The 22219-nt window shown below is 73.3% G+C and carries 13 protein-coding genes; 9 read left to right on the top strand and 4 right to left on the bottom strand.

Going from position 1 to position 22219, the window contains the following annotated elements; genetic code table 11:
• The first annotated feature begins 73 nt into the window (after window positions 1-73).
• Window positions 74-535 (top strand): Lrp/AsnC family transcriptional regulator, encoded by a 462-nt coding sequence (locus BLU82_RS03285; protein ID WP_092615568.1) that lies wholly within the window; start codon window positions 74-76, stop codon window positions 533-535.
• Here the strand turns inward: BLU82_RS03285 and BLU82_RS03280 are convergent.
• Window positions 532-1995, bottom strand: coding sequence for an FAD-dependent oxidoreductase (locus tag BLU82_RS03280; protein ID WP_092615565.1), 1464 nt, complete (start codon window positions 1993-1995; stop codon window positions 532-534). The two genes, BLU82_RS03285 and BLU82_RS03280, sit on opposite strands and share 4 nt — an antisense overlap.
• A gap of 158 nt (window positions 1996-2153) precedes the next feature.
• On the opposite strand from BLU82_RS03280, the gene BLU82_RS03275 reads away from it, so the two are divergent.
• Both BLU82_RS03275 and BLU82_RS03270 read left to right on the top strand, forming a co-directional pair.
• The gene (locus BLU82_RS03275; RefSeq protein ID WP_092615562.1) at window positions 2154-2648 is read left to right on the top strand and encodes a hypothetical protein; all 495 of its coding nucleotides are present in this window, start codon (window positions 2154-2156) and stop codon (window positions 2646-2648) included.
• Window positions 2649-2685: 37 nt separating this feature from the next.
• Entirely contained in the window at window positions 2686-4518 is a 1833-nt protein-coding gene (locus tag BLU82_RS03270; protein ID WP_092615559.1) for a hypothetical protein, read from the top strand.
• A gap of 6 nt (window positions 4519-4524) precedes the next feature.
• Here the strand turns inward: BLU82_RS03270 and BLU82_RS03265 are convergent, their stop codons facing one another.
• Complete coding sequence (locus BLU82_RS03265) at window positions 4525-5166, bottom strand: IclR family transcriptional regulator (RefSeq protein WP_370246305.1); 642 nt, start codon at window positions 5164-5166, stop codon at window positions 4525-4527.
• Window positions 5167-5256: 90 nt separating this feature from the next.
• On the opposite strand from BLU82_RS03265, the gene dhaK reads away from it, so the two are divergent.
• The 4 genes from dhaK (at window position 5257) to BLU82_RS03245 (ending at window position 10897) form a co-directional block, all read left to right on the top strand.
• Window positions 5257-6249 (top strand): dihydroxyacetone kinase subunit DhaK, encoded by a 993-nt coding sequence (gene dhaK, locus BLU82_RS03260; RefSeq protein ID WP_092615556.1) that lies wholly within the window; start codon window positions 5257-5259, stop codon window positions 6247-6249.
• Window positions 6250-6251: 2 nt separating this feature from the next.
• Entirely contained in the window at window positions 6252-6881 is a 630-nt protein-coding gene (gene dhaL, locus BLU82_RS03255; protein WP_092615553.1) for a dihydroxyacetone kinase subunit DhaL, read from the top strand.
• Window positions 6878-7276 (top strand): dihydroxyacetone kinase phosphoryl donor subunit DhaM, encoded by a 399-nt coding sequence (dhaM, locus tag BLU82_RS03250; RefSeq protein ID WP_092615550.1) that lies wholly within the window; start codon window positions 6878-6880, stop codon window positions 7274-7276. Before dhaL ends, dhaM begins: the two co-directional genes overlap by 4 nt.
• A gap of 702 nt (window positions 7277-7978) precedes the next feature.
• Entirely contained in the window at window positions 7979-10897 is a 2919-nt protein-coding gene (locus BLU82_RS03245) for a beta-L-arabinofuranosidase domain-containing protein (RefSeq protein WP_092615546.1), read from the top strand.
• Window positions 10898-10967: 70 nt separating this feature from the next.
• Here BLU82_RS03245 and aceA read toward each other — a convergent pair whose 3' ends face one another.
• Complete coding sequence (gene aceA / locus BLU82_RS03240) at window positions 10968-12263, bottom strand: isocitrate lyase (RefSeq protein ID WP_092625367.1); 1296 nt, start codon at window positions 12261-12263, stop codon at window positions 10968-10970.
• A gap of 156 nt (window positions 12264-12419) precedes the next feature.
• Between aceA and BLU82_RS03235 the strand changes: the two genes are divergently transcribed.
• Complete coding sequence (locus BLU82_RS03235; protein WP_092615543.1) at window positions 12420-13862, top strand: helix-turn-helix transcriptional regulator; 1443 nt, start codon at window positions 12420-12422, stop codon at window positions 13860-13862.
• Window positions 13863-13969: 107 nt separating this feature from the next.
• A complete protein-coding gene (locus BLU82_RS03230; RefSeq protein WP_092615540.1) occupies window positions 13970-15490 on the top strand; it encodes an N-acetylmuramoyl-L-alanine amidase in 1521 nt (506 codons plus the stop codon).
• Between the two features lie 106 nt (window positions 15491-15596).
• On the opposite strand, the gene BLU82_RS03225 is transcribed toward BLU82_RS03230, so the two are convergent.
• On the bottom strand, window positions 15597-22106 hold the full coding sequence (locus tag BLU82_RS03225) for a metallophosphoesterase (RefSeq protein WP_157740531.1): 6510 nt from the start codon (window positions 22104-22106) through the stop codon (window positions 15597-15599).
• Window positions 22107-22219: the final 113 nt, after the last annotated feature.

Below are 22219 nucleotides of genomic sequence, written 5' to 3'. Positions count from 1 at the left end.
CGCTGATCAGGGTGTACGGTGTGGACACTGTTTCTGCTGAATCACTGTGCAGACTGTCCAGTCAGGAGCTCGCATGATCGACGCCCTCGACGCCCGGATCCTGGAGTTGTTCACGCGCGAGCCGCGCATCGGCGTGCTGGAGGCGTCGCGACGGCTGCAGGTGGCCCGCGGCACGGTGCAGGCCCGGCTCGACCGGCTGCGCGACACCGGGGTCATCGCCGGCTTCGCGCCGACGGTCGACCCCGCCGCGCTCGGGTTCCGGGTCACGGCGTTCGCCTCGCTCGACATCCGCCAGGGCGCCCGCGAGTCCGTCGCCGCGCACCTGAGCCGCATCCCCGAGGTGCTGGAAGTGCACACCATCACCGGCCAGGGCGACCTGCTCTGCCGCATCGTCGCCCGCGACAACGACGACCTGCAGCGCGTCATCGACGACCTCGTGGGCGACGACGACATCGTCCGCACCACCACGCTGATCGCGCTGTCGACCGTCGTCGCGCCGCGGATCCTCCCCCTCGTCGCGTCGGCGGTCGCCTAAGCCGCGCCGGGCTCGCCGCACCAGGCGATCAGCGCGGCCCGCAGCTCGGCGTCGCGGCGGAGCATCGGGCGGGTGTCGGTGGCCCAGGCCACGTAGCCGTCGGGGCGGACCAGCGTCAGGCCGTGCGAGCGGTCGACCGTCGTGACGAGGTCGACCCGCCCGGCCCACGGGTTCACCAGCCCGTGGTGGTCCTGGCCGGTCAGCAGCACGAATCGGCCGCCGCGCAGCGCCTCGTAGAGCCGGGTCTTCGTGCCGGACTCGGTGACGACGGAGACGTCCGGCACCCGCTTGCCGACCAGCGGGTGGTCGCCGCGGGACCGGCTGTAGCCGATGGCCAGCCCGGACACGAACTCGCCGGCCTTGCGCTGCACCGGGCCGATGCTCGCGGCGACGGCGCCGGCGACGTTGCGGACGGCGCGCAGCGGCGCCGACCCCGTCAGCGCCAGGCGCAGCAGCGTCCCGCTCCCCTGCACGACGCTGGCCCCGACGGCGCGGCGCTCGGTGTCGTAGCTGTCCAACAGCCCGGGCGGGGCCCAGCCGTGCAGGGCGGCGGCGAGCTTCCAGCCCAGGTTCGCGGAGTCCTGCAGACCGGTGTTCATGCCCTGGCCGCCGGCCGGCGAGTGGACGTGCGCGGCGTCGCCGGCGAGGAACGTCCGGCCCTTCCGGTAGCTCGGGACCAGCCGCTCGTCGCTGTGGAACCGCGACACCCAGCGGGCGTCGTGCATGCCGTAGTCGGTGCCGAGGACCCGGGTGGCGACGTCGCGGATCTCGTCCAGCTCGACGGGGTCGTCGTCGGGCCGCAGCGCCTTGCGGTCCCACGCGATGACGCGGAACCAGCCGTCGCCGAACGGGGCCACGAACGCGAACCCGTCGTCGCCCGCGTTGGCCACCAGCACCTCGTCGGGCGGATCGGCCAGCCGGACGTCGGCCAGCATCACCGACTCCACGACCGCCTCGCCGGGGAACGGCAGCCCGAGCGCCTCGCGGAGCGTGCTGCCCACGCCGTCGGCGCCGACCGCGTACGCCGCGCGGACCGACGGCCCGCCGTCGACCCGCACGGTGACGCCGTCGCCGTCCTGGTCCAGACCGGTCACCTCGGCGCCCTCGACGAGCGTGGCGCCGGCCTCGCGGGCCCGCGCCGCCAACACGTCCTCGACGTTGTACTGCGGCGTGACGAGCACGAACGGGAACCGGGTCGGCAGGTCGGAGAGGTCGACCTCGATGCTGCCGAACAGGCTGAGCCCGGCCACTCGCGTCCCCGTCCCGATGAGCTCGTCGGCGATGCCGCGGGCGTCGAACACCTCCAGGGTGCGGGCGTGGACGGCGAACGCGCGGGTCAGCGGCGAGCGGCCGGTGCGCCGTTCGAGCAGTGTGCAGCCGATGCCGGCGCCCGCGAGGTCGCCGGCCAGCAGCAGCCCGGCCGGGCCGCCCCCGACCACGACGACGTCCGTCTCACTCATCGATCCCTCCCGGCTCGTCGGCCTGTCGGCACGGTACCCGCCCGGACACGTTTCGTATCCGCCAGCTTCATCACACTCTGCGTCACCCCTGGTCATGTCCGACGTCGCGGTCCTGCCGACTTGCCTCGCCCCCCGGGTGTCAGGGTTGAATGTCTCCGATGTCCAGTCGAGCCTCGGGCGGCGCGCTCGCCGCCTGCCTCATCACCGCGGCCATCGTCGGGTTCGCCGGCGGCGGCTACTTCGGCTCGCAGTCCGGCGGCGACTCGCCGTCCGCGTCCGAGACGAACGCGCCCGACGACACCACCCCTGTCGGCGAGACCCCCGGCGACGAGACCCCGGCCGAGACCGAGGCCCCGTCCGGCGACGGCGCGCTCACCCTGAGCGCCGGCCAGACCTCCATCGCCCCCGGCGGCCAGATCGACTTCACCGGCGCCATCGACCCGCCCGAAGAGGGCATCCAGCTGCGCCTCGAACGCAGCGTCGACGGCGGCGACTGGGAGACGTTCCCGCTGAACAACCAGCCCGTCACCAACGCCGACGGCGCCTTCAGCACCTACGCCTCGACCAGCCAGACCGGCACCAACGCCTTCCGCCTGGTCCGTGCGGACGACGATTCCGTCGTGTCGAACGAAGTCCAGGTCACGGTCGGCTGAGGCGGAACGTCGGTGGCGGATGCTTCAATAGGCGACGATGTCCCGACCAGCCACAGGCGACGCGCGAGCCGCCAAGCACGCCGCCGGCGGCCGCCGAGCCGCGGGCCGCGGCTCCGGCGACGCTGCGTCTGACGCTGGTTCCGAGGCCGGCACCGAGGCCGCGTCCGACGCCGGCGCCGAGGCCGCTTCCGCGGATGACCTCGGCATCGCGTCCTGGCTCGAGTCCGGCACGGTGGCGCCGCACGAGACCGGGCCGCTGCTGGCGCCCCTGAGCGCCGAGCTCGGCGCACCGCTGTGGCCGGAGGGGAACGGCGCGTCCGGCACCGCGAAGGCCACGCCGCAGCGCGGCCGCCGGTCGGGTCGCATCGAGACGGTGCCGCCGGCAGGCCCGTCTCAACCCGGCCGCCGCTCCCGGTCCGGCCGCATCGACACCACCCCGCCCGCGTCGACACCGCCCGCCGACGACGCTCCGGCCACCGGCGACGCTCCGGCCACCGGCGACGCCCCGGCCACCGACACCTCCGAGGCCACGCCGCGGCCCGGCCGCCGGGCGCGATCGGGGCGCATCGACACCGCCGCGCCCGCGGCCACACCGCCCGCCGATCCGCCGGCCGCCGAGGCCACGCCGCAGGCCGGCCGCCGATCCCGGTCCGGCCACATCGACGCGCCCGAGTCCGCGCCGCAGGAGGGACGCCGGTCGGCGTCGGGGCGCATCCGGATCGAGCCGGACGACCCGCTCGGTCTCAGCGCCGCACCCGAACCGGACCCCCTCGCCGACACCGCCCGACCCGCCGCCCGGGAGACCAGGTCCACCCGCAGCGCCGGCCGCGGCGCCGGCTCCGGCCACCAGGATCCCGACCCGGCGCCGCCCGGCGACCAGCCCGCCGGCGCATCCCCAGAGCCCGCCGCCACCCAGGACGCCCACGCCGCGTTCTGGGCCGACTTCGGCGCCGAGAACGACGACGCCGGCACCGTCGCCTCGCCCGAGGCGACCGCCGTGCCCGCGGCGCCTGCCGCGCTCGCAGCGCCTGCCGCGCCGGAGCGGACCACGTCCCGGTCCACCGGCGGCCGCCGAGCCGCCGCGCGCCGCGCCAAGCCGGAACCCGAGGCCGCGCCCACCGCCGTCGCCGCGCTGGCGGAGACCAAGGCGTACGAGCCCGGTCCCGGCTTCGCCGCCGCCTTCGGCCCGGGTACGCCCGAGGCCCGGCACGCTCCCGAGACCCGGCGCGCCCCCGCACTTCCCGACGCCGAACCGGACGACCCGGGCGACCACGACGACCTGAACGACCTGGACCACGCGCCGGGCCACGCACGCAGCCCCCGCACCGCCCGTGACCGCACCACCACCCGCACCGCATCCCGCCGCACCAGCTCCCGCACCGCCACCCGTACTGCCGCCCCCACCGGCCCGCCCGGCCAGGCCACGACCGGCGCGCTGGCCGCCTGCCTCGCCGTCGCGGCGGTCATCGGGTTCGCCGGCGGCGCCTGGGTCGGCTCCCGCGACGACGGCCAGCCCGACGACGCCGCCAGCCAGGACCCGGGCACGTCGGTCCCGGGTGAGCCCGCCGCCGAGGAGGGCCTGCGCCTCACCGCCGACCCCGCCGAGGTCGCGCCGAACGACCTCATCGCGCTGACCGGCACACTGGCGCCGGTCGAGGGCGGTATCCGGGTGTCGCTGCAGCACAAGGTCGGCGACGGCGAGTGGCAGGACTACCCCGCCAGCCGCCCGATCACACTGACCACCCGCGCCGACGGCACGTTCAGCGGCTCCGTCGCCACCGACGCACCCGGCCCGAACCTGTTCCGCCTGGTCAACGTCGACGACCCGGAGATGGTCTCGAACGAGATCGAGGTCAGGGTCAGCGGCTGAGCGCCCTCAGCCGAGCCGCTCGCCCAGTTGCGCCGCCGCCGCGACCACCCGCGGCCCGACGGTGTCGTCGTCCAGCGCGGACAGGGCGATGACGCCGACGCTGGCCTCGACCCCCGGCACCCCGATGACCGGCGCGGCCACCCCGCTGGCCCCGGTCTGCAGCTCGCCCACCGTGCTCACGAACGCCGCCGACCCCTCCCGGCCGCCGAGGACGGCCCGCCCGGCGGCGCCGCGCTCCAGCGGGTGCCGCGAGCCGACCCGGTAGGCGACGTGGTAGTCGGTGCGGGTCGGCTCGACGACGGCGACGGCCAGCGCCTCGGCGCCGTCGGCGATGGTGAGGTGCGCCGTGGCCCCGACGTCGTCGGCGAGCGCCCGCAGCACCGGCTGCGCCACCTGCCGCAGCGACGGCTGCACGCTGCCGGCCAGCGTCAGCACCCCGAACCCGACGCTGAACCGGCCGCCCGCGACCCGGCGCACCAGGCCGTGCTGCTCGAGCGTCGCCAGCAGGCGGTAGACGATGGTGCGGTTGACGCCGAGGACGGTGGACGCCTCGGCGACGGTGAGGCCGTCGCTGGACCCGGACAGCACCTCGAGCAGGCGAAGGCCGCGATCGAGCGTCTGCGAGATCTCCACCACGGCGACAACGATAGAGGTTCGCCGCTCCCCGGTCCGGCGGGCGGTTTCACGCGTACTGTGGCACGCAGATGACATCCGCATCACGGAAAGGTCGGTCCGTCGATGAAGAAGCTGATCAACTCCCCCGACTCGGTCATCGCCGACGCACTGCGCGGCATGGCCGCCGCCCATCCGTCGCTCGCCGTCGACCTGGAGAACCGGGTCATCTCGCGAGCGGGCGGCGCGACGCAGGGCAGGGTGGGACTGGTCTCGGGCGGGGGCTCCGGGCACGAACCACTGCACGGCGGGTACGTCGGCCACGGCATGCTCAGCGCCGCCGCTCCGGGCGAGGTGTACACCTCACCCGTGCCCGACCAGATCCTGGCCGCCACGAAGGCCGCCGACGGCGGTGCCGGCGTGCTGCACATCGTCAAGAACTACACCGGCGACGTGCTCAACTTCCGCATGGCGGCCGAGCTGGCCGACGACGAGGACATCCGCGTCGCCAGTGTCGTCACCAACGACGACGCCGCCGTCGAGGACTCCACCTTCACGGCCGGGCGCCGCGGCGTCGGCGGCACGGTGTTCGTCGAGAAGATCGCCGGCGCCGCCGCCGAGGAGGGCGCCGACCTCGACACCGTCGCCGGCATCGCCTCCCACGTCAACGAGGTCACCCGGTCGTTCGCCATAGCGCTGCACGCCGGCACCGTCCCGGCCGCCGGCAAGCCGGGCTTCGACCTCGCCGACGACGAGGTCGAGCTGGGCGTCGGCATCCACGGCGAACCGGGCCGCGAGCGCGGCACGATGGCGCCGATCCACGACCTCGTCGGCTACTCGCTCGACGTCATCCACGCCGACCGGCCGGTCTCCGGCGACGTCCTGGTCATGGTCAACGGCCAGGGCGGCAGCCCGCTGATCGAGTTGTACGGCGCGTTCGCCGAAGCCGTCGCCTGGATCGAGGGACACGGCGCACGGGTCGCGCGCAGCCTGGTCGGCAACTACATCACCAGCCTCGACCAGCAGGGCTTCTCGATCTCGGTCATGTCGCTCGACGACGACCTGCTGCGGTTGTGGGACGCGCCGGTCGAGACGCCCGCGCTGCGGTGGGGACGGTGAGCATGGCGTTCGACGCACAGACGGCGACGGCCTGGATCACCGCGGCCGAGGCCGCCGTCAAGGCCGACGAGGCACGGCTGACCGGCCTCGACGCCGCCATCGGCGACGGCGACCACGGCGCCAACATGGCCCGCGGGCTCGCCGCCGCGCTGACCAACATCGCCGAACGCGCACCCTCCACCCCGGGCGACGTCCTCGTCGCTGCGGGCCGTGGCATCGTCGCGAAGACCGGCGGGGCGTCCGGTCCGTTGTACGGCAGCGCGTTCCGCCGGGCCGGCAAGGCCCTCGGCGACACCGCCTCGGCCTCCGCCGACGAGCTCGGCGCGGCGCTCGAGGCCGCCCTGACCGCCATCAAGGAGCTGGGCGGCGCCAACGAGGGCGACAAGACCATGATCGACGCGCTCGCGCCCGCGGTCGCCGCGTTCCAGGCGGTGGCGGCCGACGGCGGACCGCTCGCCGCGGCGGCCGCTGCGGCCGCCGACGGCGCCGAGCAGGGGCTGGCCGCGACCGTCCCGATGCAGGCGCGCAAGGGCCGGGCCAGCTATCTCGGTCCGCGCAGCGTCGGCCACGAGGACCCCGGCGCCGCGTCGACGGCGTTGATCCTGCGGGCACTGGCGGAGGTCGTGGCGTGACGGTCGGCATCGTGCTCGTCTCCCACAGTCCTGCGGTCGCCGGCTCCGTCGCCGAGATGGCGGCGGAGCTCGCCGGCCCGTCGGTCGCCATCCGCCCCGCCGGCGGCACCGACGACGGGCGGTTCGGCACCAGCATCGACCTCATCGCGGCGGCCGTGAAGGCGGCCGACACCGGTGACGGCGTCTGCGTCCTCATGGACATGGGTAGTTCGGTGCTGACGGCGAAGACCCTGCTCGAAGACCTCGAGGACGACGGCGACGGTCCCCTCGTCCGCCTCGCCGACGCCCCGTTCACCGAGGGCGCGGTGGCGGCGGCGGTGCTCGCCTCGACCGGCCAGGACCTCGACACGGTGGTCGGTTCAGCCGAACAGGCCTGGTCGATGCGCAAACTCTGACGGGCGACCCGCCTCGCTCGAGTCGAGCATGGAGTCATCGGGGCTCCGGGCGACTGGAACCCCGATTCCTCCGTGATCAACGGGCGTGTCGTGGCTGGCAGACTCGTGGGATTCGTGTGGCTGGCGTGATCCGCACACGTCTGCAATTCGGCGAGGATGGAGGCCGCTCGACGCGCCCGGGGACGGCAGGCCGTCGCGGGGGCCGAGGCGGCGGGGACAAGAGTGCCAGGCCGCCCGGCGGACCCAGAGTGCCAGGCCGCCCGGCGGACCCAGAGCGGCGGACCGCCCGGGGGAGGCTCGGGGCAGTCGGCCCGGGGCAGTCGGCCCGGGGCAGTCGGCCCGGGGCAGTCGGCCCGGGGCAGTCGGCCCGGGGCAGTCGGCCCGGGACGGCGGCCCACCCGGCGGCCCACCCGGCGGCCCACCCGGCGAGCCCGGGGCGGCCGACGTCCGGCGAGCCCGGGTCGGCACGCCCCGCGGAGGCCGACCGCTCGACGAACCCCAGGACGGCCGCTGGGCGGACCCCAGGGCAGCGGACCGATCGGCGGACCCTGGGCGCTGACTGACGATCACCCTTGACCCGGCCTGCGACAGCGGGCACTATTTCACACATCACAGGTCACATCCGTCCATAGCGGACTCTCCACCACGTTGTTAACGCTCACATCGCACGGCCGACGAGGGCCGGAACGAGGAGGGCCAGACATGAGCAAGAGATTCTCCCGGCGGGACGCGCTGCGGTTCGGCGCGATGGCGGCGGCCGCACCGGCGGCGGCATCGGCGGCGGCCACGGCGGCCGCACCGGCCACGGCCGCCGCACCGCCAGCCGCGTCGGCCATTCCCGGCGGCGCGCCGCGCCCGGGCTGGACGTCCCCCGTATGGGAGGTGGCGCCGTTCGCGTTGAACCAGGTCAGCCTGGGCGACGGCATCTACAAGGCGAAGCGCGACCGGATGATCGACTACGCCCGCCACTACCCCGGCACGAGCGACCCGCTGGACGGGCCGGACCGCATGCTGCACCTGTTCCGCGCGAACGCCGGGCTCCCCGCGCCGGGCACCTGGCCGGGCGGCTGGGACACCCCGAACCACCTGCTCCGCGGCCACTTCTCCGGCCACTGGATGACGATGCTGGCGCAGTGCTGGGCGGCCACCGGCGAGGAGATCTTCCTGACGAAGCTGGACTACATCGTCGAGGAGCTGGCGAAGGTCCAGGACGCGCTCGACGGGCGCGATTTCGGCCGGGTCGCGGGCCGGTTCGGCAAGGCGGTCAGGCTCAGCGACCCGCACCCGAACCAGTTCGTCACGCTCCCGTCCGGCCTCACCCCGGGCCTCACCGACGCGACGTTCAGCGCGTGGGTGAACCCGGGCAGCAGCCAGACGAACGCGCGCATCCTCACGCTCGCGACCAGCACCCGCGCCTACCTGGCGCTCACCGCGCGGGTCTCGAACGACGTCGGCCCGCGGTTCGCGATCACCACCGACGGCGCCAACGCCGAGCAGCGCATCGACGCCACCACGCAGCTCACGACGAACGCCTGGAACCACGTCGCCGTCACGATCCAGGGCGGCACCGGACGTCTGTACGTCAACGGCGTCGAGGCGGGCGTCAACCCGGCCATGACGATCACGCCGGCGGCCCTGGGTGACACCGTCAGCAACTGGATCGGCCGCTCCACCAGCAACGACCACGCCCTGCTCAACGCCGCCGTCGACGAGGTCCAGCTGCACGGCCGCGCGCTCAGCGCCACGGAGATCCAGCAACTGGCCGCCGGCGCCACCGGACCGGACGCCGGCGCCCTTCGGGCCCGCTGGACCTTCGACGACGAGGGTGAGACCGCGCCGGACGCGTCCGGGAACGGCCGGCACGCCACCATCGTCGGCACGGGCTACCCGGGCTACCTGGCCGCGTTCCCGGAAGGCCAGTTCATCCGCATCGAGCCGCCGATGGTGCAGCCGAACAGCGGCCCGAACGCCGTCTGGGCGGTCTGGTACACCCACCACAAGATCATGCGCGGCCTGCTCAACGCGTACGACCTCACCGGCAACGAGGACGCGCTGCCGATCCTGCTGCGCATGGGTGAGTGGGTGCACAGCCGCCTGAGCCGCATCTCGCCCGAGGGCCGGGACCGCATGTGGAACACCTACAGCGCCGGCGAGGCCGGGTCGATGAACGAGGTCATGGCCGAGCTCGCCAGCCACACGACCGACGCCGGGCAGCGGGCCAGGTTCCTCGAGACCGCCAAGATGTTCACGTTCAGCACGCTGTTCACCGCCAGCATCGAGAACAGCGACCAGCTGAACGGGCGGCACGCGAACCAGTACATGGCGCCGAACATCGGCTACCTGCGCATCTTCGAGCACACCGGCGAGGAGGACTTCCACACGGCGGCGCGCAACTTCTGGGGCATGGTGGTGCCGCACCGCACGTTCAGCAACGGCGGCGCCGGCCGCAGCGAGCACTTCCGCGCCCGCGGCGACATCACGTCCGGCTTCACGTCGGGCAGCGACCCGCGGCACGCCGAGACGTGCTGCGCGTACAACATGCTCCGGCTCACCCGGAACCTGTTCTTCCACGAGCCCGAGCCGGCGCTGATGGACTTCTACGAAAAGGCGCTGCACAACCAGATCCTCAGCTCGCGCCGCGACGTCGACAGCGTCACCGCCACCGAGGTGACGTACCACCAGAACATGTGGCCGGGCCGGTCGCGCCGCATCGGCAACACCGTCGAGTACAGCCGGTACGGCGGCAACGGCAGCTGCTGCAACGGCACCGGCGTCGAGAGCCACACGAAGTACCAGGAGACGGTGTTCTTCCGCTCCGCCGACGGGTCGGCGCTCTACCTGAACCTGTTCATCCCGGCGACGCTGACCTGGCCGGAGCGCGGCTTCGTCATCGCGCAGGAGACGGCGTTCCCGGCGGCCGGGTCGACCCGCCTGCGCTTCGTCAGCGGCAGTGGCCCACTGGACCTGAAGCTCCGGGTGCCGGGCTGGGCCCGGCACGGCTACACGGTCGCCGTGAACGGCAGGGACCAGAAGGTCGCCGCGACGCCGTCGTCGTACGTCACCGTCAGCCGCAGCTGGCAGGCCGGCGACGTCGTCGACATCACCATGCCGTTGAGCTTCTGGGTGGACAAGGCGATCAATGATCGATCAATACAGTCCATCATGTACGGCCCGACGTTGATGGTCGTGCGCGACGCCACCCCGAGCTACCGCGAGTTCAGCTTCTTCGCGCAGCTCGGGCTGGACGGCGACCTCGCGGCGTCGATCCAGCCCAGCGACGCGTCGATGCACTTCACGACGCACGGGTACCTGCTGGCGCCGTACTACGTCGCCGACCCGGTGCCCGGGCAGTTCAACGCGTTCCACCCGTACGTCAAACGGGTGGAGCCCGAGGTGGTCTTCCGGTCGCAGACCACGGGCGTGCCGAACGACGCGATCCGCGACCAGGACGGCGAGACGTTCCTCGACCGCGTCTGGGACGCCGCGCCGTTCGCCGCCCACGGCGACCTCGTCCGCCGAGTCGAGGCCGTCTCGGCGGAGTGGTTCGAGGCCGGCCGGCACAACCGCCAGCAGCGTCAGGCCATTCTCGTCGCGGCCGCCCGGTCGCAGAGCGAGTTCTGACGCCCGTCGGACGGCGGGCGGATCACCGGCGGGTCCCAGGAACCCGGTGATCCGCCCGCAGCCAGGGCCGTCAGAACTGCTCCTCCTCCGTGGACCCCTTGAGGGCGAGCGTGTCGCTGTCCGGGTTCAGCGCCGTCGACACCAGGTCGAAGTAGCCGGTCCCGACCTCGCGCTGGTGCTTCGTCGCGGTGTAGCCCAGCCGCTCGGCGGCGAACTCGCGCTGCTGCAGGTCGACGTACGCCGTCATGGCGCTCTCGGCGTAGCGGCGGGCGAGGTCGAACATGCCGTAGTTGAGCTGGTGGAACCCGGCCAGCGTGATGAACTGGAAGCGGTAGCCGAGGTCGGCGAGGTCGCGCTGGAAGGTCTCGATCTCGGCGTCGTCGAGGTGCGCCTTCCAGTTGAACGACGGCGAGCAGTTGTACGCCAGCATCTTGTCCGGGTACTGCTCGCGCACCGTCTCGGCGACCTTGCGGGCCAGCGCGAGGTCCGGCGTGCCGGTCTCGACCCACAGCAGGTCGGCGTACGGCGCGTAGGCCAGCGCGCGGGCCAGGACGGGCTCGACGCCGGAGCGGGTCCGGTAGAACCCCTCGGCGGTCCGCTCGCCGGTGAGGAACGGCTGGTCGGTCGGGTCGACGTCGCTGGTGATCAGCTCGGCGGCCAGGGCGTCGGTGCGGGCCACGACGATCGCCGGGACGCCCGCGACGTCGGCCGCCAGCCGCGCCGCGTTGAGCGTGCGGATGTGCTGCGCCGTCGGCACCAGCACCTTCCCGCCGAGGTGACCGCACTTCTTCTCCGACGCCAACTGGTCCTCGTAGTGCACGCCCGCCGCGCCGGCCGCGATCAGCGCCTTGGCCAGCTCGTACGCGTTCAGCGGCCCGCCGAACCCGGCCTCGGCGTCGGCGACGATCGGGGCCAGCCAGTCGAACCCGGGGTCGGCGCCCTCGGCGTAGGTGATCTCGTCGGCGCGCAGCAGCGCGTTGTTGATGCGGCGGACCACCGTCGGCACCGAGTTGACCGGGTAGAGGCTCTGGTCCGGGTAGGTGTTGCCGGACGTGTTGCCATCGGCCGCGACCTGCCAGCCGGACAGGTAGATCGCCTTGAGCCCGGCCCGCACCATCTGCACCGCCTGGTTGCCGGTGATCGCGCCCAGCGCGGCCACGTGCTCCGGCTGGTGCAGCAGCTCCCACAGCCGCTCGGCGCCGCGGCGGGCCAGCGTGTGCTCCTCGCGGACGGTGCCGCGCAGTCGCACGACGTCCTCGGCGGTGTAGGTGCGGCGCACGCCGGACCAGCGCGGGTCGGTCGCCCACTGCTCGGCGAGGGCGGCGGCCTCGGCGGCCTGACGGTCCGCCGGCGCGGCGCCGGTCATGAGGTCGGGGTCGGCTGTCGTCGTCATGCTCACTCCCGGTTCGGTGAATTGCTGACGTCTTCCACTGTGTCGGTCGCTCAGCGAGCTGATCCACGACTAGCATGGGTGAAGATTCGCCGAATTTCACTCTGAGGACAATTCACTGGAAGAGCAGTAATGGCCGATCTCGACCTCGTTACTCTGGGCCGCCGCATCCGGCACGCCCGCAAGGCCGCCGGGCTCACGCTCGGCGCGCTCGCGGCCGCCGTCGACCGCGCGCCGTCACTGCTCTCGCAGATCGAGAACGGACGGCGCGAGCCGCGGCTGACGCTGCTGCAGGCCATCGCGACGGCGCTGGGCGTCGACGTCGCCGACCTGATGAAGCCGGAGCCGCCGTCGCACCGGGCGGCGCTGGAGATCGCGCTCGAGCACGCGCAGGCCGACCCGCTGTACTCGTCGCTCGGCCTGCCGCACGTCACGGCGGGCAGCACCGTGTCGACGGACGTGCTCGAGTCGCTGGTCGGGCTGCACGGCGAGCTGCGCCGCCGGGCCACCGAGCAGGCCGCCACTCCCGAGGAGGCGCGCCGGGCGAACGCCGGGCTGCGCCGGCAGATGCGCGACCGCGGCAACTACTTCGCCGAGATCGAGCAGGTCGCGGCCGGCATCTCGCGCGCCGTCGGGCACGACGGCGGGCCGCTCACCGAGCGCGGCGTCGGCGAGCTGACCACCCACCTCGGCTTCACGCTGCACCGCGTCGCCGACCTCCCGCGGGCCACGCGCTCCGTCACCGACCTCGAGGACCGCCGCATCTACCTGCCGTCGGCCGGCCGCGGCGGGCACGACCCCCGGACCATCGTGCTGCAGACGCTCGGGCACTTCGCGCTGGGCCACCGCGAGCCGGCCGACTACGCCGACTTCCTGCGCCAGCGGGTCGAGACCAACTACTTCGCCGCGGCGCTGCTGATGCCCGAGACCGCGGCGGTCGGCTTCCTGCAGCGCGCCAAGGCCCGGCGCGAGCTGGCCATCGACGACCTCCGCGACGTGTTCGCCGTCTCCTACGAGACCGCGGCGCACCGGTTCACCAACCTCGCCACCCACCACCTCGGGCTGCCGGTGCACTTCATGCGCGTCGGCGAGGACGGCATCATCTACAAGGCGTACGAGAACGACGACGTCACGTTCCCCGCCGACGTCACCGGCGCCATCGAGGGCCAGCTGGTGTGCCGGTTCTGGGCGTCGCGGGCGGTGTTCTCGGCGCCCGACCGCTACGCCACCCACCACCAGTACACCGACATGGGCCGCGGCACCTACTGGTGCACCACGCACGTCGAGAGCACACCCGAGGGCGACTTCGCCATCGACGTCGGCGTCCCGTACGCCCATTCGAAGTGGTTCCAGGGCCGCGAGACCACCGTCAGGGCCACGTCGACCTGCCCCGATCCGTCCTGCTGCCGCCGTCCACCGGCCGCGCTGGCCGGCCGCTGGGCGAGCCGGGCCTGGCCCAGTGCACGGGTCCACTCCCACCTCCTGGCAGCATTGCCGCCAGGCACGTTTCCAGGGGTCGACGACACCGACGTCTACACCTTCCTGGAACGACACTCCGGAGCCGCAACCGATTAACCGGACATTCGTCCGGAACCTGGTGACAGACCCACAAACTGTCGGTAGGTTCTGCTGTTACTCGGCCGGTGCGATCCACCGGCTCCGGGCGACAGAGGGGATCCGCAGTGACGAGTCAACCCAGCCGACGCGCCGTCCTCGCGCTCGGCGCCGCCATCGTCGTGACGCCCGTGGTCACGACCGCCGCCAACGCCGCCGGCGACCCCGTCCGGCCGGTCACCCGGCTCAGCGCCGCGTTCGCCGCGGCCGCCCGCCGGCACAGCGTCCCGCGCGACCTGCTGGTCGCGCTCTCCTACACCGTCACCCGCATCGACGACCACGCCGGCCGGCCCAGCCAGGCCGGCGGCTACGGCGTCATGCACCTCATCAGCAACCCGTCCACCGACACGCTGGGCACGGCCGCCGCGCTCACCGGCCACGGCCTGGACGCACTCAGGACCGATGTCGCGGCCAACGTCGACGGCGCCGCCGCACTGCTGCGCTCGCTGGCCGACGACGCCGGCCTGGGCGCGGCCGACCGCCGCCGCGTCGACGCCTGGTACGAGCCGGTCGCCCGCTACTCCGGCTACGCCGACCCCTCCGTCGCCCGGCTCGAGGCCGACACCGTCTACGAGACGCTGGAGCGCGGCCTGGCGCTGCGGGCGCACGGCGAGACGTACACCGTCGCCGCCCGGGCCGTCGCCCCCGACTACGGCTCGTTCGCCACCGTCCCCACGCTCGACCAGCGGTTCTCCGTCAAGACCGACGACTACGGCCCGGCCCGCTGGGTGGCCGCCAACTCCGGCAACTACCGCGTCGCCAACCGGCCGAATGACTACGCCATCGATCGCGTTGTCATCCACACCGTCCAGGGGTCGTACGCCGGGTGCATCTCGTGGTTCCAGAACCCGAGCGCGAACGTGTCGGCCCATTACGTCGTCCGCTCGTCCGACGGCGAGATCACGCAGATGGTGCGCAACAAGGATGTCGCCTGGCACGTCGGCAACACCAACAACCGGTCCATCGGCATCGAGCACGAGGGCTGGGTCAACGACCCCGCCTGGTACACCGAGGCCATGTACCGCTCATCGGCCGCTCTGACCCGGCACGTCTGCGACCGCTACGGCATCCCGCGCGACCGCACGCACGTCATCGCGCACAGCGAGGCGCCCGGCGCCACGCACACCGACCCCGGCCCGAACTGGGACTGGAACCGGTACATGGGCTACGTCAACGGCGGCGGCGAGCCGTCGTGGAGCGTCATCGTCGACAACGGCGGCGCGTTCACCGCCAGCGCCAACTGGGTCGCGGCGTCGGCGCCCGGCCAGTACGGCAGCAACCATCGGCACGCCCAGCCGGTGCTCTCCAGCGACGCCGCCTGGTTCAGCGCGAACATCCCGGCGGCCGCGAACTACCGGGTCGAGGTCTGGTACCCGCAGGACCCCGCCAACAACTCCCGCACGCCGTACCTCGTCGCCACCACGAGCGGCAACCAGACGGTCTACGTCGACCAGCGCAGCAACGGCGGCCGGTGGGTCTCCATCGGCACGTTCGCGCTGGCCGCCGGCAACCGCCCGGTCGTCGGCGTCAGCCGCTGGACGTCGACCGCCGGCTCCATCGAGGCCGACGCCGTCCGCATCTCCCGCTGACCCACCCGAGACGGGGTTCCCCGGCGCCCCCGGGCGGCCGGTTCCCGCGACCCGATCCCCCCTGACGGTCGCGGGGCCGGCCGCCCCTTTTCGTTCCGTGCCGAGGTCAGGGCCGCGGGAGCCCCGGCCGGTACCGCTCGACGGCGAACGAGCGCTGATCGCTGACCGTGCGGTTGCCGGCCGCGTCGGTCAGGACCGCGTACCACCGCACCGTCGTCCGCGGCCTGAGGTCGAGCACCGACTCCAGGTCCAGCGTCGCGGTCCCCGCGCCGGTCAGCTCGACCGGCTCGCCCAGCGCCACGTCCTCCGCCGTCGCCAGCAGCAGCGACGACGTCGTCAGCGTCCGCTGCGACGTGCCGCCGAGGTCCACCGGGATGGCGAAGTTGTCCGCGTCGGTCTGGTAGTACGTCCCGGGCACGGTCATCTGCCGGTTCCCGTACGGCGACGTCGTCTCGCCCGTGTACGGCGAGTAGGTGTTGAAGTAGATCAGGTCGTTCTCGACGTCCACCTTCATGTGCCGCAGGAACCCGAACCCGCCGAACGGCATGCCCTGGTAGTCCTGCAGCACGCCGTACACCGGCCGCCCGTCGATCGACTCGTAGTGCAGGCCGACGCCGGACACGTGGCCGCTCAGGATCAGCTTGACGTTCTCGTACGGCGCGACCAGAGCGTCGCGGATCCGCCCGCCCTCGCCGGAGAGCCCGCCGGGCGAGCCGGTGTAGGAGTGCGTCAGCAGGATCACGGAGTGGTCCGGGTGCGCCTCGATCGCGTCCGCCGCCCAGGCCAGGTCGGCGTCGCTCGCCCAGAAGCCCACGGAGAGCACCATGATCTCGGCGCCGTCCTGCTCCATCAGGTAGTACGCGTCGTCGATACCGCGCGAGTCGCCCCACAGCTCACCGGCGCTCTCGCGCAGCCGCTCGGCGGAGAACCAGCGATCGTAGAGGACGCGGCTGTTGGTGCCGTTGTCGTAGTCGTGGTTGCCCCACGTGATCGCGTACGGCACGTCCGCCTCGTCGAGCACGTCCATCGCGGCGTCGGCGGCCTCCCACTGGTACTCCTCGGACAGCCACGGCCGGTTCACCACGTCACCCAGGTGCAGCGCCATCACCGTCTTGTTCTCCTCGGCCTGCTCGGCGATGTGCTCGGTCTGCCGCCGGAAGATCTCCGGCGTGCTCTGCGTGTAGAGCTGGGTGTCCGGGATCAGCGCGTAGGAGAAGTCGAACTGCCCGGCGCTCGGGACGTAGCTGGACCGGCCCGCGACCGGCGTGCCGAGCCCGCGCCAGAGCAGCACGGTCACCGTCCGCCCGTTCGCCGCGGACCGCGGCACGACGAGGTCCATCGACGCCTCCGCGCCGTCCGGCCCGTACGCCGTGCCCGCCTTCACCCAGGCGCCGGCGGCGTGATCCCAGTAGTACCCGGTGACCTCGCGCTCGGCCGACCCGGTCCAGGTGAACCGGTACGACTCCGCCCGGGCCTGCTGCGGGGTCAGCGCGACGTCGAAGATCTGGTACGGGGTGACGCCCTCGCCCGACGTGGCGGCGAACGGCTCGGCCGACTCCGTGCCGTCGGCCGGCAGCAGGTCGTCGGGCAGCGAGGCCTCGGTGGTGCCCGAGCGCATCGTCACCTGCTTCGCGTCCAGCTCGATCGACTGGCTGCGCATGAACCGCACCGACGTCGCCTCGGCCGTGCCCGCCTCGACCTCGGCGCTGAGCTCGGCCGGGTCGTGTCCGATGGCGACGATCCCGTCGACGGCGGTGTCGTCCAGCTCCGGCCGGGCCGGCGCCGCGGTGTCGGTGACCTCCAGCGGGAGCGTCGCGGTCGCGTCGCCGTCCTCGGCCGACGCGGTCAGCTCGACCTCCTGCTCGCCCGGCACGTACACCGGCACGTCGACCCGGAACTCGCCGGCCGGGACGTCGCCGAGCTCGTGCCGCTGCCCGCCGACGGTCGCGGTGAGCGTCACGTCCTGCGTGACGACGCCGCTGACGGTGACCGGCCCGGCCTCGACGGCGGCACCGTCCTGCGGGTACGACACCGTCAGACCGACGCTGCCGTCGCGCGGCTCGACGTCGCCGTAGCCGACCGCGTCGCCGAACCAGGCGGCGTACCGGAACTCCTCCAGCGCCGGGCTGGTGCTGGCGCCGGTGAGCTGGACCTCGTCGAGCGTGCCGGTGAAGGCGCCGCGGACGATGCCCGGGTCGGAGAACGCGCCGATGCTGGTCGGCGTGTCCGGGTCGGACAGCGTGGTGCGGTACTCGGCGAAGTTCTGGTGGATCAGCTCGCCGTCGAGGTAGGCGGCGAAGGTCATGCCGTCGTAGGTCAGCGTCACCAGGTGCGGCTCGCCGTCGGCCGGGAGCTCGGTCCCGCCCTCCGAGGCGCGCCGGGTCGTGGCGCTGGACTGGTACCAGGTGCCGACGTGCGCGGCCAGCAGCCGCCGGTCCGACGCGTCCAGGCTCAGCCGGAACGTGTCGCCCGCGCCGTCGCCGAGCAGGTCCTTGGCGATGATCGCGGCGAGGTCCTGGGACTGCTCGCCCGCGACGGTGACGACGGCGCTGACGGTGATCCGGTCCAGCCCGGCGCCGACGTCGTCGTAGGAGATCTTGGTGCCGGCGAAGTCGGCCGTCCGGGTGCCGCGCGGGCCGGTCGAGGCGACCAGGCCGGCGCCCTCGACGGTGCCGGTGCTGCGCCCGGTCGAGTCGGTCAGGACGGCGCCCGGCTCGGCCGAGCGGGCGAAGTGCTCGACCAGCAGGTGGTCGCCGCGCCAGACGTCGGCCGGGTCGTTCGCCTCGGGCGCGACGCCGTAGTAGGCCCACAGGTGTGCGGCCGCGCCCGCGCCGATCCGCGCGACGCGCGCCCAGACCGTCGTCCTGCCGGCCGGGTCCCAGTGCTCGACCTCGAACGGGACGGGGTGCCCGGCGGCATCGAGCAGTCGCAGCGCGCCCGGCGCGGTGCCGGCCGGCACCGCGTCGAGGCGCAGCAGCACCGGCTGGTCCGTGACGTCGGCGTCGGTGGTGTTGCGGACGGCGACGCTCTGCCGGCCGTCTGCGCCGTCCACGTGCCACGGCACGGCGCCGCCGGAGGTGGCCAGCTCGCGCTCCAGCTCGGCCAGCCGGCCGGCGTCGGCGACGGCCGATCGCTGGCCGCGGGTGAGCGCGTCGTACGCGGTCCGGGCCGCGGCGACGGCGGGCCGGTCGGCGTCGGTGGCCCGGCCCGGCTCCGGCAGCGCCGCGATCTGGTCGATCACCGGCTGGACCTCACGGTCGATGCCGAAGCCCTCCAGCGCGAACGGCTGCGCGCGGTCCTTGATCTGGTACATGACGACGTCGAGCATGCCGCCGTCGATGCTCACCTCGGCGAAGTACTGCGCGTCGCGCTCGTCGGCGGCCGACGTGCGACCCTGGTCGGAGCGGTCGAACAGGCCGAGGTAGGCGCCCATGTCCAGGCCGTCCGGGTTGGTGTTCTGGTCGTAGTGCTTCGCACCGGCCGTGTTGGGCAGCAGGTAGCGGATGCCCTCGGTGTCGAGCGTGTACTCGATCCGCTTGCCTCCGACCAGCTCGGTGTAGCGGGTGGTCTCGACGACGGTCGCGTTCGCGACGCCCTCGGGGTCGTGGTCCAGCTGCCGCGTGCGTGCGTAGATGTGGTCGTGGCCCTGGAAGACGAGGTCGACGTCGAGCTCGTCCATCAGCGGCACCAGCGTCTCGCGCAGCCGCACGACCTCGGGATCGTCGACGTGCACGGCGGTGGTGTACGGGCCCTTGTGCAGGTTGACGATCACCCACTCCGCGCCGGCCGCGCGGGCCGCCGTGACATCGGCGCGCAGCCAGTCCAGCTGCTCCGGCGAGACCGCCTGCGCGGCGTCCTCGTTGGTGTTGAGGACGGCGAAGTGCGCGCTGCCGTAGTCGTAGGAGTAGTAGCTGCCGTCGGTCGTGTCGCCGTTGCGCTCGACGTTGAAGTGGTCGACGAACGCCTCGCCGCCGGTGTCGTGGTTGCCCGCGGCCGGCGCGATCGTCGTCGCCATCAGACTGCCGCCGGCCTGGTTCAGCAGGTCCTGCCACATCGACTCGTCGGTGCCCCGCTCGACGACGTCGCCGCTGTGCAGCATGAACGCGGCGTCCGGGACGGCGGCCAGCGACTTCGCCATCGTCTCGGCGGACAGCTGCGCCTCGGCCTCGCTCTGCGACTGGGTGTCGGTCAGCGCGACGAACGAGAACGCGTCGTCGCCGTCGCCCGCGGTCCGGAACGTGCCGGTGGGGCTGAAGTTGCCCGAGGCGGCGTCGCCGACCCGGTAGTAGTAGGTCGTGCCCGGCGTCAGGCCGTCAGCGACCGCCTGGTGCCGGACGGCGCCGGCGCGGGCCAATGGCTCGGCGGCGATCTCGACGGCGTCGGTGAGGTCGGGTGACGTGCTCAGCCGCACGACCGGCTCGGCCGCCTCGGCGCTGGTGTACCAGGTGAACCCGCGGCGGGTCCGCGCGTCGCCGTGGAACGTCACGGTGACGCGGTCCGGCCGCATCGAGGTGTCGGCGTAGCTGAGCACCGGCCGCGACCGGTCCGCGTCCCAGCCCCACGTGTAGCCGAAGTCCCAGCCCAGCGCCTCGTATGTCGCACGGTCGGCCAGCTGCTCGGCGCTGCGGTCGGCGCCGTTCTGGTCGCCGGCCTGGCCCGACACCGTCGCGCCGTTGATCGTGACGGCGGTGTTGGCGAGATTGTCGCGCAGCAGCCGGCTGTACCCGTCGTAGCCGGAGATGCGGCCGTAGAAGCCCGGCGTGACGCCCGGGTAGGCGTAGCTGATCGAGCCGCCGTAGGCGACGCTGGCCTGCACCGAGCCGGTGTTCGGGTAGGCCAGCAGCAGGCCCGCGTCGTTGCCGCGCTGCTCGTCGCGGCCCTGGACGGGCTGCGTCGACACCGTCGTGACGTCGGCGTCGACGAGGCAGCGCTGCACCGAGCCGTTGCCGTTGTTGTAGCCCGCGACGCCCGCGGCCATGAGGTTGGCGGTGACGTCGCCCTCGAACGAGCAGTCGCGGATCACGCCGCCGAGGTTCTCGCCGACCAGCCCGGCCGCCTTCTCCGCGCCCCGTGCCTCGACGCTGCCGGTGACGGCGACCGACTGGACCAGGCCGCCGCTGAGGTTGCGGCCGACGAGGCCGGCGGCGGTCGGGCCGGTGATCGGCCCGCGGTCGCCGGTCATGGTGACATCGACGCCGTCGAGCACCAGGTTCTCGACGACGCCGGAGTTCTCCGCGATCATCGCGACGACGTTGCGGGTGGACAGGTCCCCGGTGACGACCAGCCCGCTGACCGTGTGCCCGGTCCCGTCGAGGTTGCCGCGGAACTGGTTGACCATGGTGAACGGCCGGGTCAGGGCGATGTCCGCGGTGATGCGGTAGTAGCGGGCGCCGGAGTGCTCGAGGTTCGCCCGGTCGTTGACCAGCGCGGACCAGTGGTGGAACTCGTCCTCGGTGCCGATGAGATACGGGTCGGCGGCGGTGCCCGCGCCGGACAGCGGCGGGACCGGCTCGGTCTCGACCGGGTCTCGCAGCACGGGCACTCCGGTGGTCTCGTCCAGCTGCCAGACCGTCTCCAGGTCGAAGCCGAGCGAGGCGTAGAAGCCGGGGTCGCGCAGCGTCGCGGCGTCGGTGTCCTGGCCCTGCTGGTCCGTCGCCGTGCCGGTCACCGCGACGCCGTTGATCAGCACGTCGGCGTACGCGTGGTTGCCGCTCAGGGTGCGGCTGAACCCGTCGTAGCCGGAGATGCGGCCGTAGAAGCCCGGCGTGCCGCCCGGATAGGCGTAGCTGATCGAGCCGCCGGTGACGACGCTGCTGCGGATCGTCACGTTGTTCGGGTAGGCGATGACGAGGCCGGCGTCGTTGCCCTGCTGAGTCGTCCGGCCGGCCGCCGGCTTCGTCGAGGTGGCGACCAGGTCGGCGTCGACGACGGCGCGCTCGATCGTCGCGGCGTTGTTGCCGTACGAGACGACGCCGGCGGGCATGAAGCTGCCCGTCACCGCGCCGGTGAACGCGACGTCGCGGATGGTGCCGCCGAAGCTGGCGCCCGCGATGCCGGCCACCTTCTCCATGCCCGGCGCCGTCACGGTGCCCTCGACCGCGCTGGCCACGATGGCGCCGTAGTTCTCCGCGACCAGGCCGGCACAGGTCGGGCCGGTCGCCGTCCCGTTGTCGCCGGTGCAGGTGACCTCGAGGTCGTCGAGCGTGAGGTTCCGGATGGTGCCGTCGTTGCGCACGATGAACCCGGCCCGGAAGCCGTTCGGGTTCGTCTCCGGCAGCGCGACCTCCAGCGTGTAGCCGCTGATGGTGTGGCCGGCGCCGTCCAGCGTGCCGTCGAAGTCGCGGACCATCGGGACGGTGTTCGCGCCGGTCAGCGCGATGTCGTCGGTGAGCCGGAAGGTCTTCGTCCCCGTGTAGGCGGCGTCGGCGGCGTTGAGCAGCTCGGCCCAGCGGACCAGCTCCTCCTCGGTGCCGATGAGGTACGGGTCGGCCGCGGTGCCGCTGCCTTCCAGGCCGTCCGGTGCCTCCGGCGCCGCTGCCGCGGCGCTGCCGAGCGGGACCAGCACGGACGCCATCAGGGCCAGCGCTGCGGAGCACCGCAGGGTGAGCGTTCTCAACGTGAGGCCTTCCTCGCCGGGGATGCGGCCTCACACGCTAGGGAGACGGGATGACCCGATGCGTAGATCGGGATGAATGACCGGAGAACGACGCGCATCGGAAACCTGGCAGG

Origin of the sequence: Jiangella sp. DSM 45060 (assembly GCF_900105175.1) — a bacterium.
Taxonomy (GTDB): domain Bacteria; phylum Actinomycetota; class Actinomycetes; order Jiangellales; family Jiangellaceae; genus Jiangella.
The sequence above is the reverse complement of the archived record's forward strand: the minus strand, read 5'-3'. Positions and strand labels throughout refer to the sequence as shown.

Excerpts from the sequence above, each read along its gene's own strand:
- BLU82_RS03285 (WP_092615568.1), top strand. The coding sequence starts at position 74 with ATGATCGACGCCCTCGACGCCCGGATCCTGGAGTTGTTCACGCGCGAG.
- BLU82_RS03280 (WP_092615565.1), bottom strand. The coding sequence starts at position 1,995 with ATGAGTGAGACGGACGTCGTCGTGGTCGGGGGCGGCCCGGCCGGGCTG.
- BLU82_RS03275 (WP_092615562.1), top strand. The coding sequence starts at position 2,154 with ATGTCCAGTCGAGCCTCGGGCGGCGCGCTCGCCGCCTGCCTCATCACC.
- BLU82_RS03270 (WP_092615559.1), top strand. The coding sequence starts at position 2,686 with ATGTCCCGACCAGCCACAGGCGACGCGCGAGCCGCCAAGCACGCCGCC.
- dhaK (WP_092615556.1), top strand. The coding sequence starts at position 5,257 with ATGAAGAAGCTGATCAACTCCCCCGACTCGGTCATCGCCGACGCACTG.
- dhaL (WP_092615553.1), top strand. The coding sequence starts at position 6,252 with ATGGCGTTCGACGCACAGACGGCGACGGCCTGGATCACCGCGGCCGAG.
- BLU82_RS03245 (WP_092615546.1), top strand. The coding sequence starts at position 7,979 with ATGAGCAAGAGATTCTCCCGGCGGGACGCGCTGCGGTTCGGCGCGATG.
- aceA (WP_092625367.1), bottom strand. The coding sequence starts at position 12,263 with ATGACCGGCGCCGCGCCGGCGGACCGTCAGGCCGCCGAGGCCGCCGCC.
- BLU82_RS03235 (WP_092615543.1), top strand. The coding sequence starts at position 12,420 with ATGGCCGATCTCGACCTCGTTACTCTGGGCCGCCGCATCCGGCACGCC.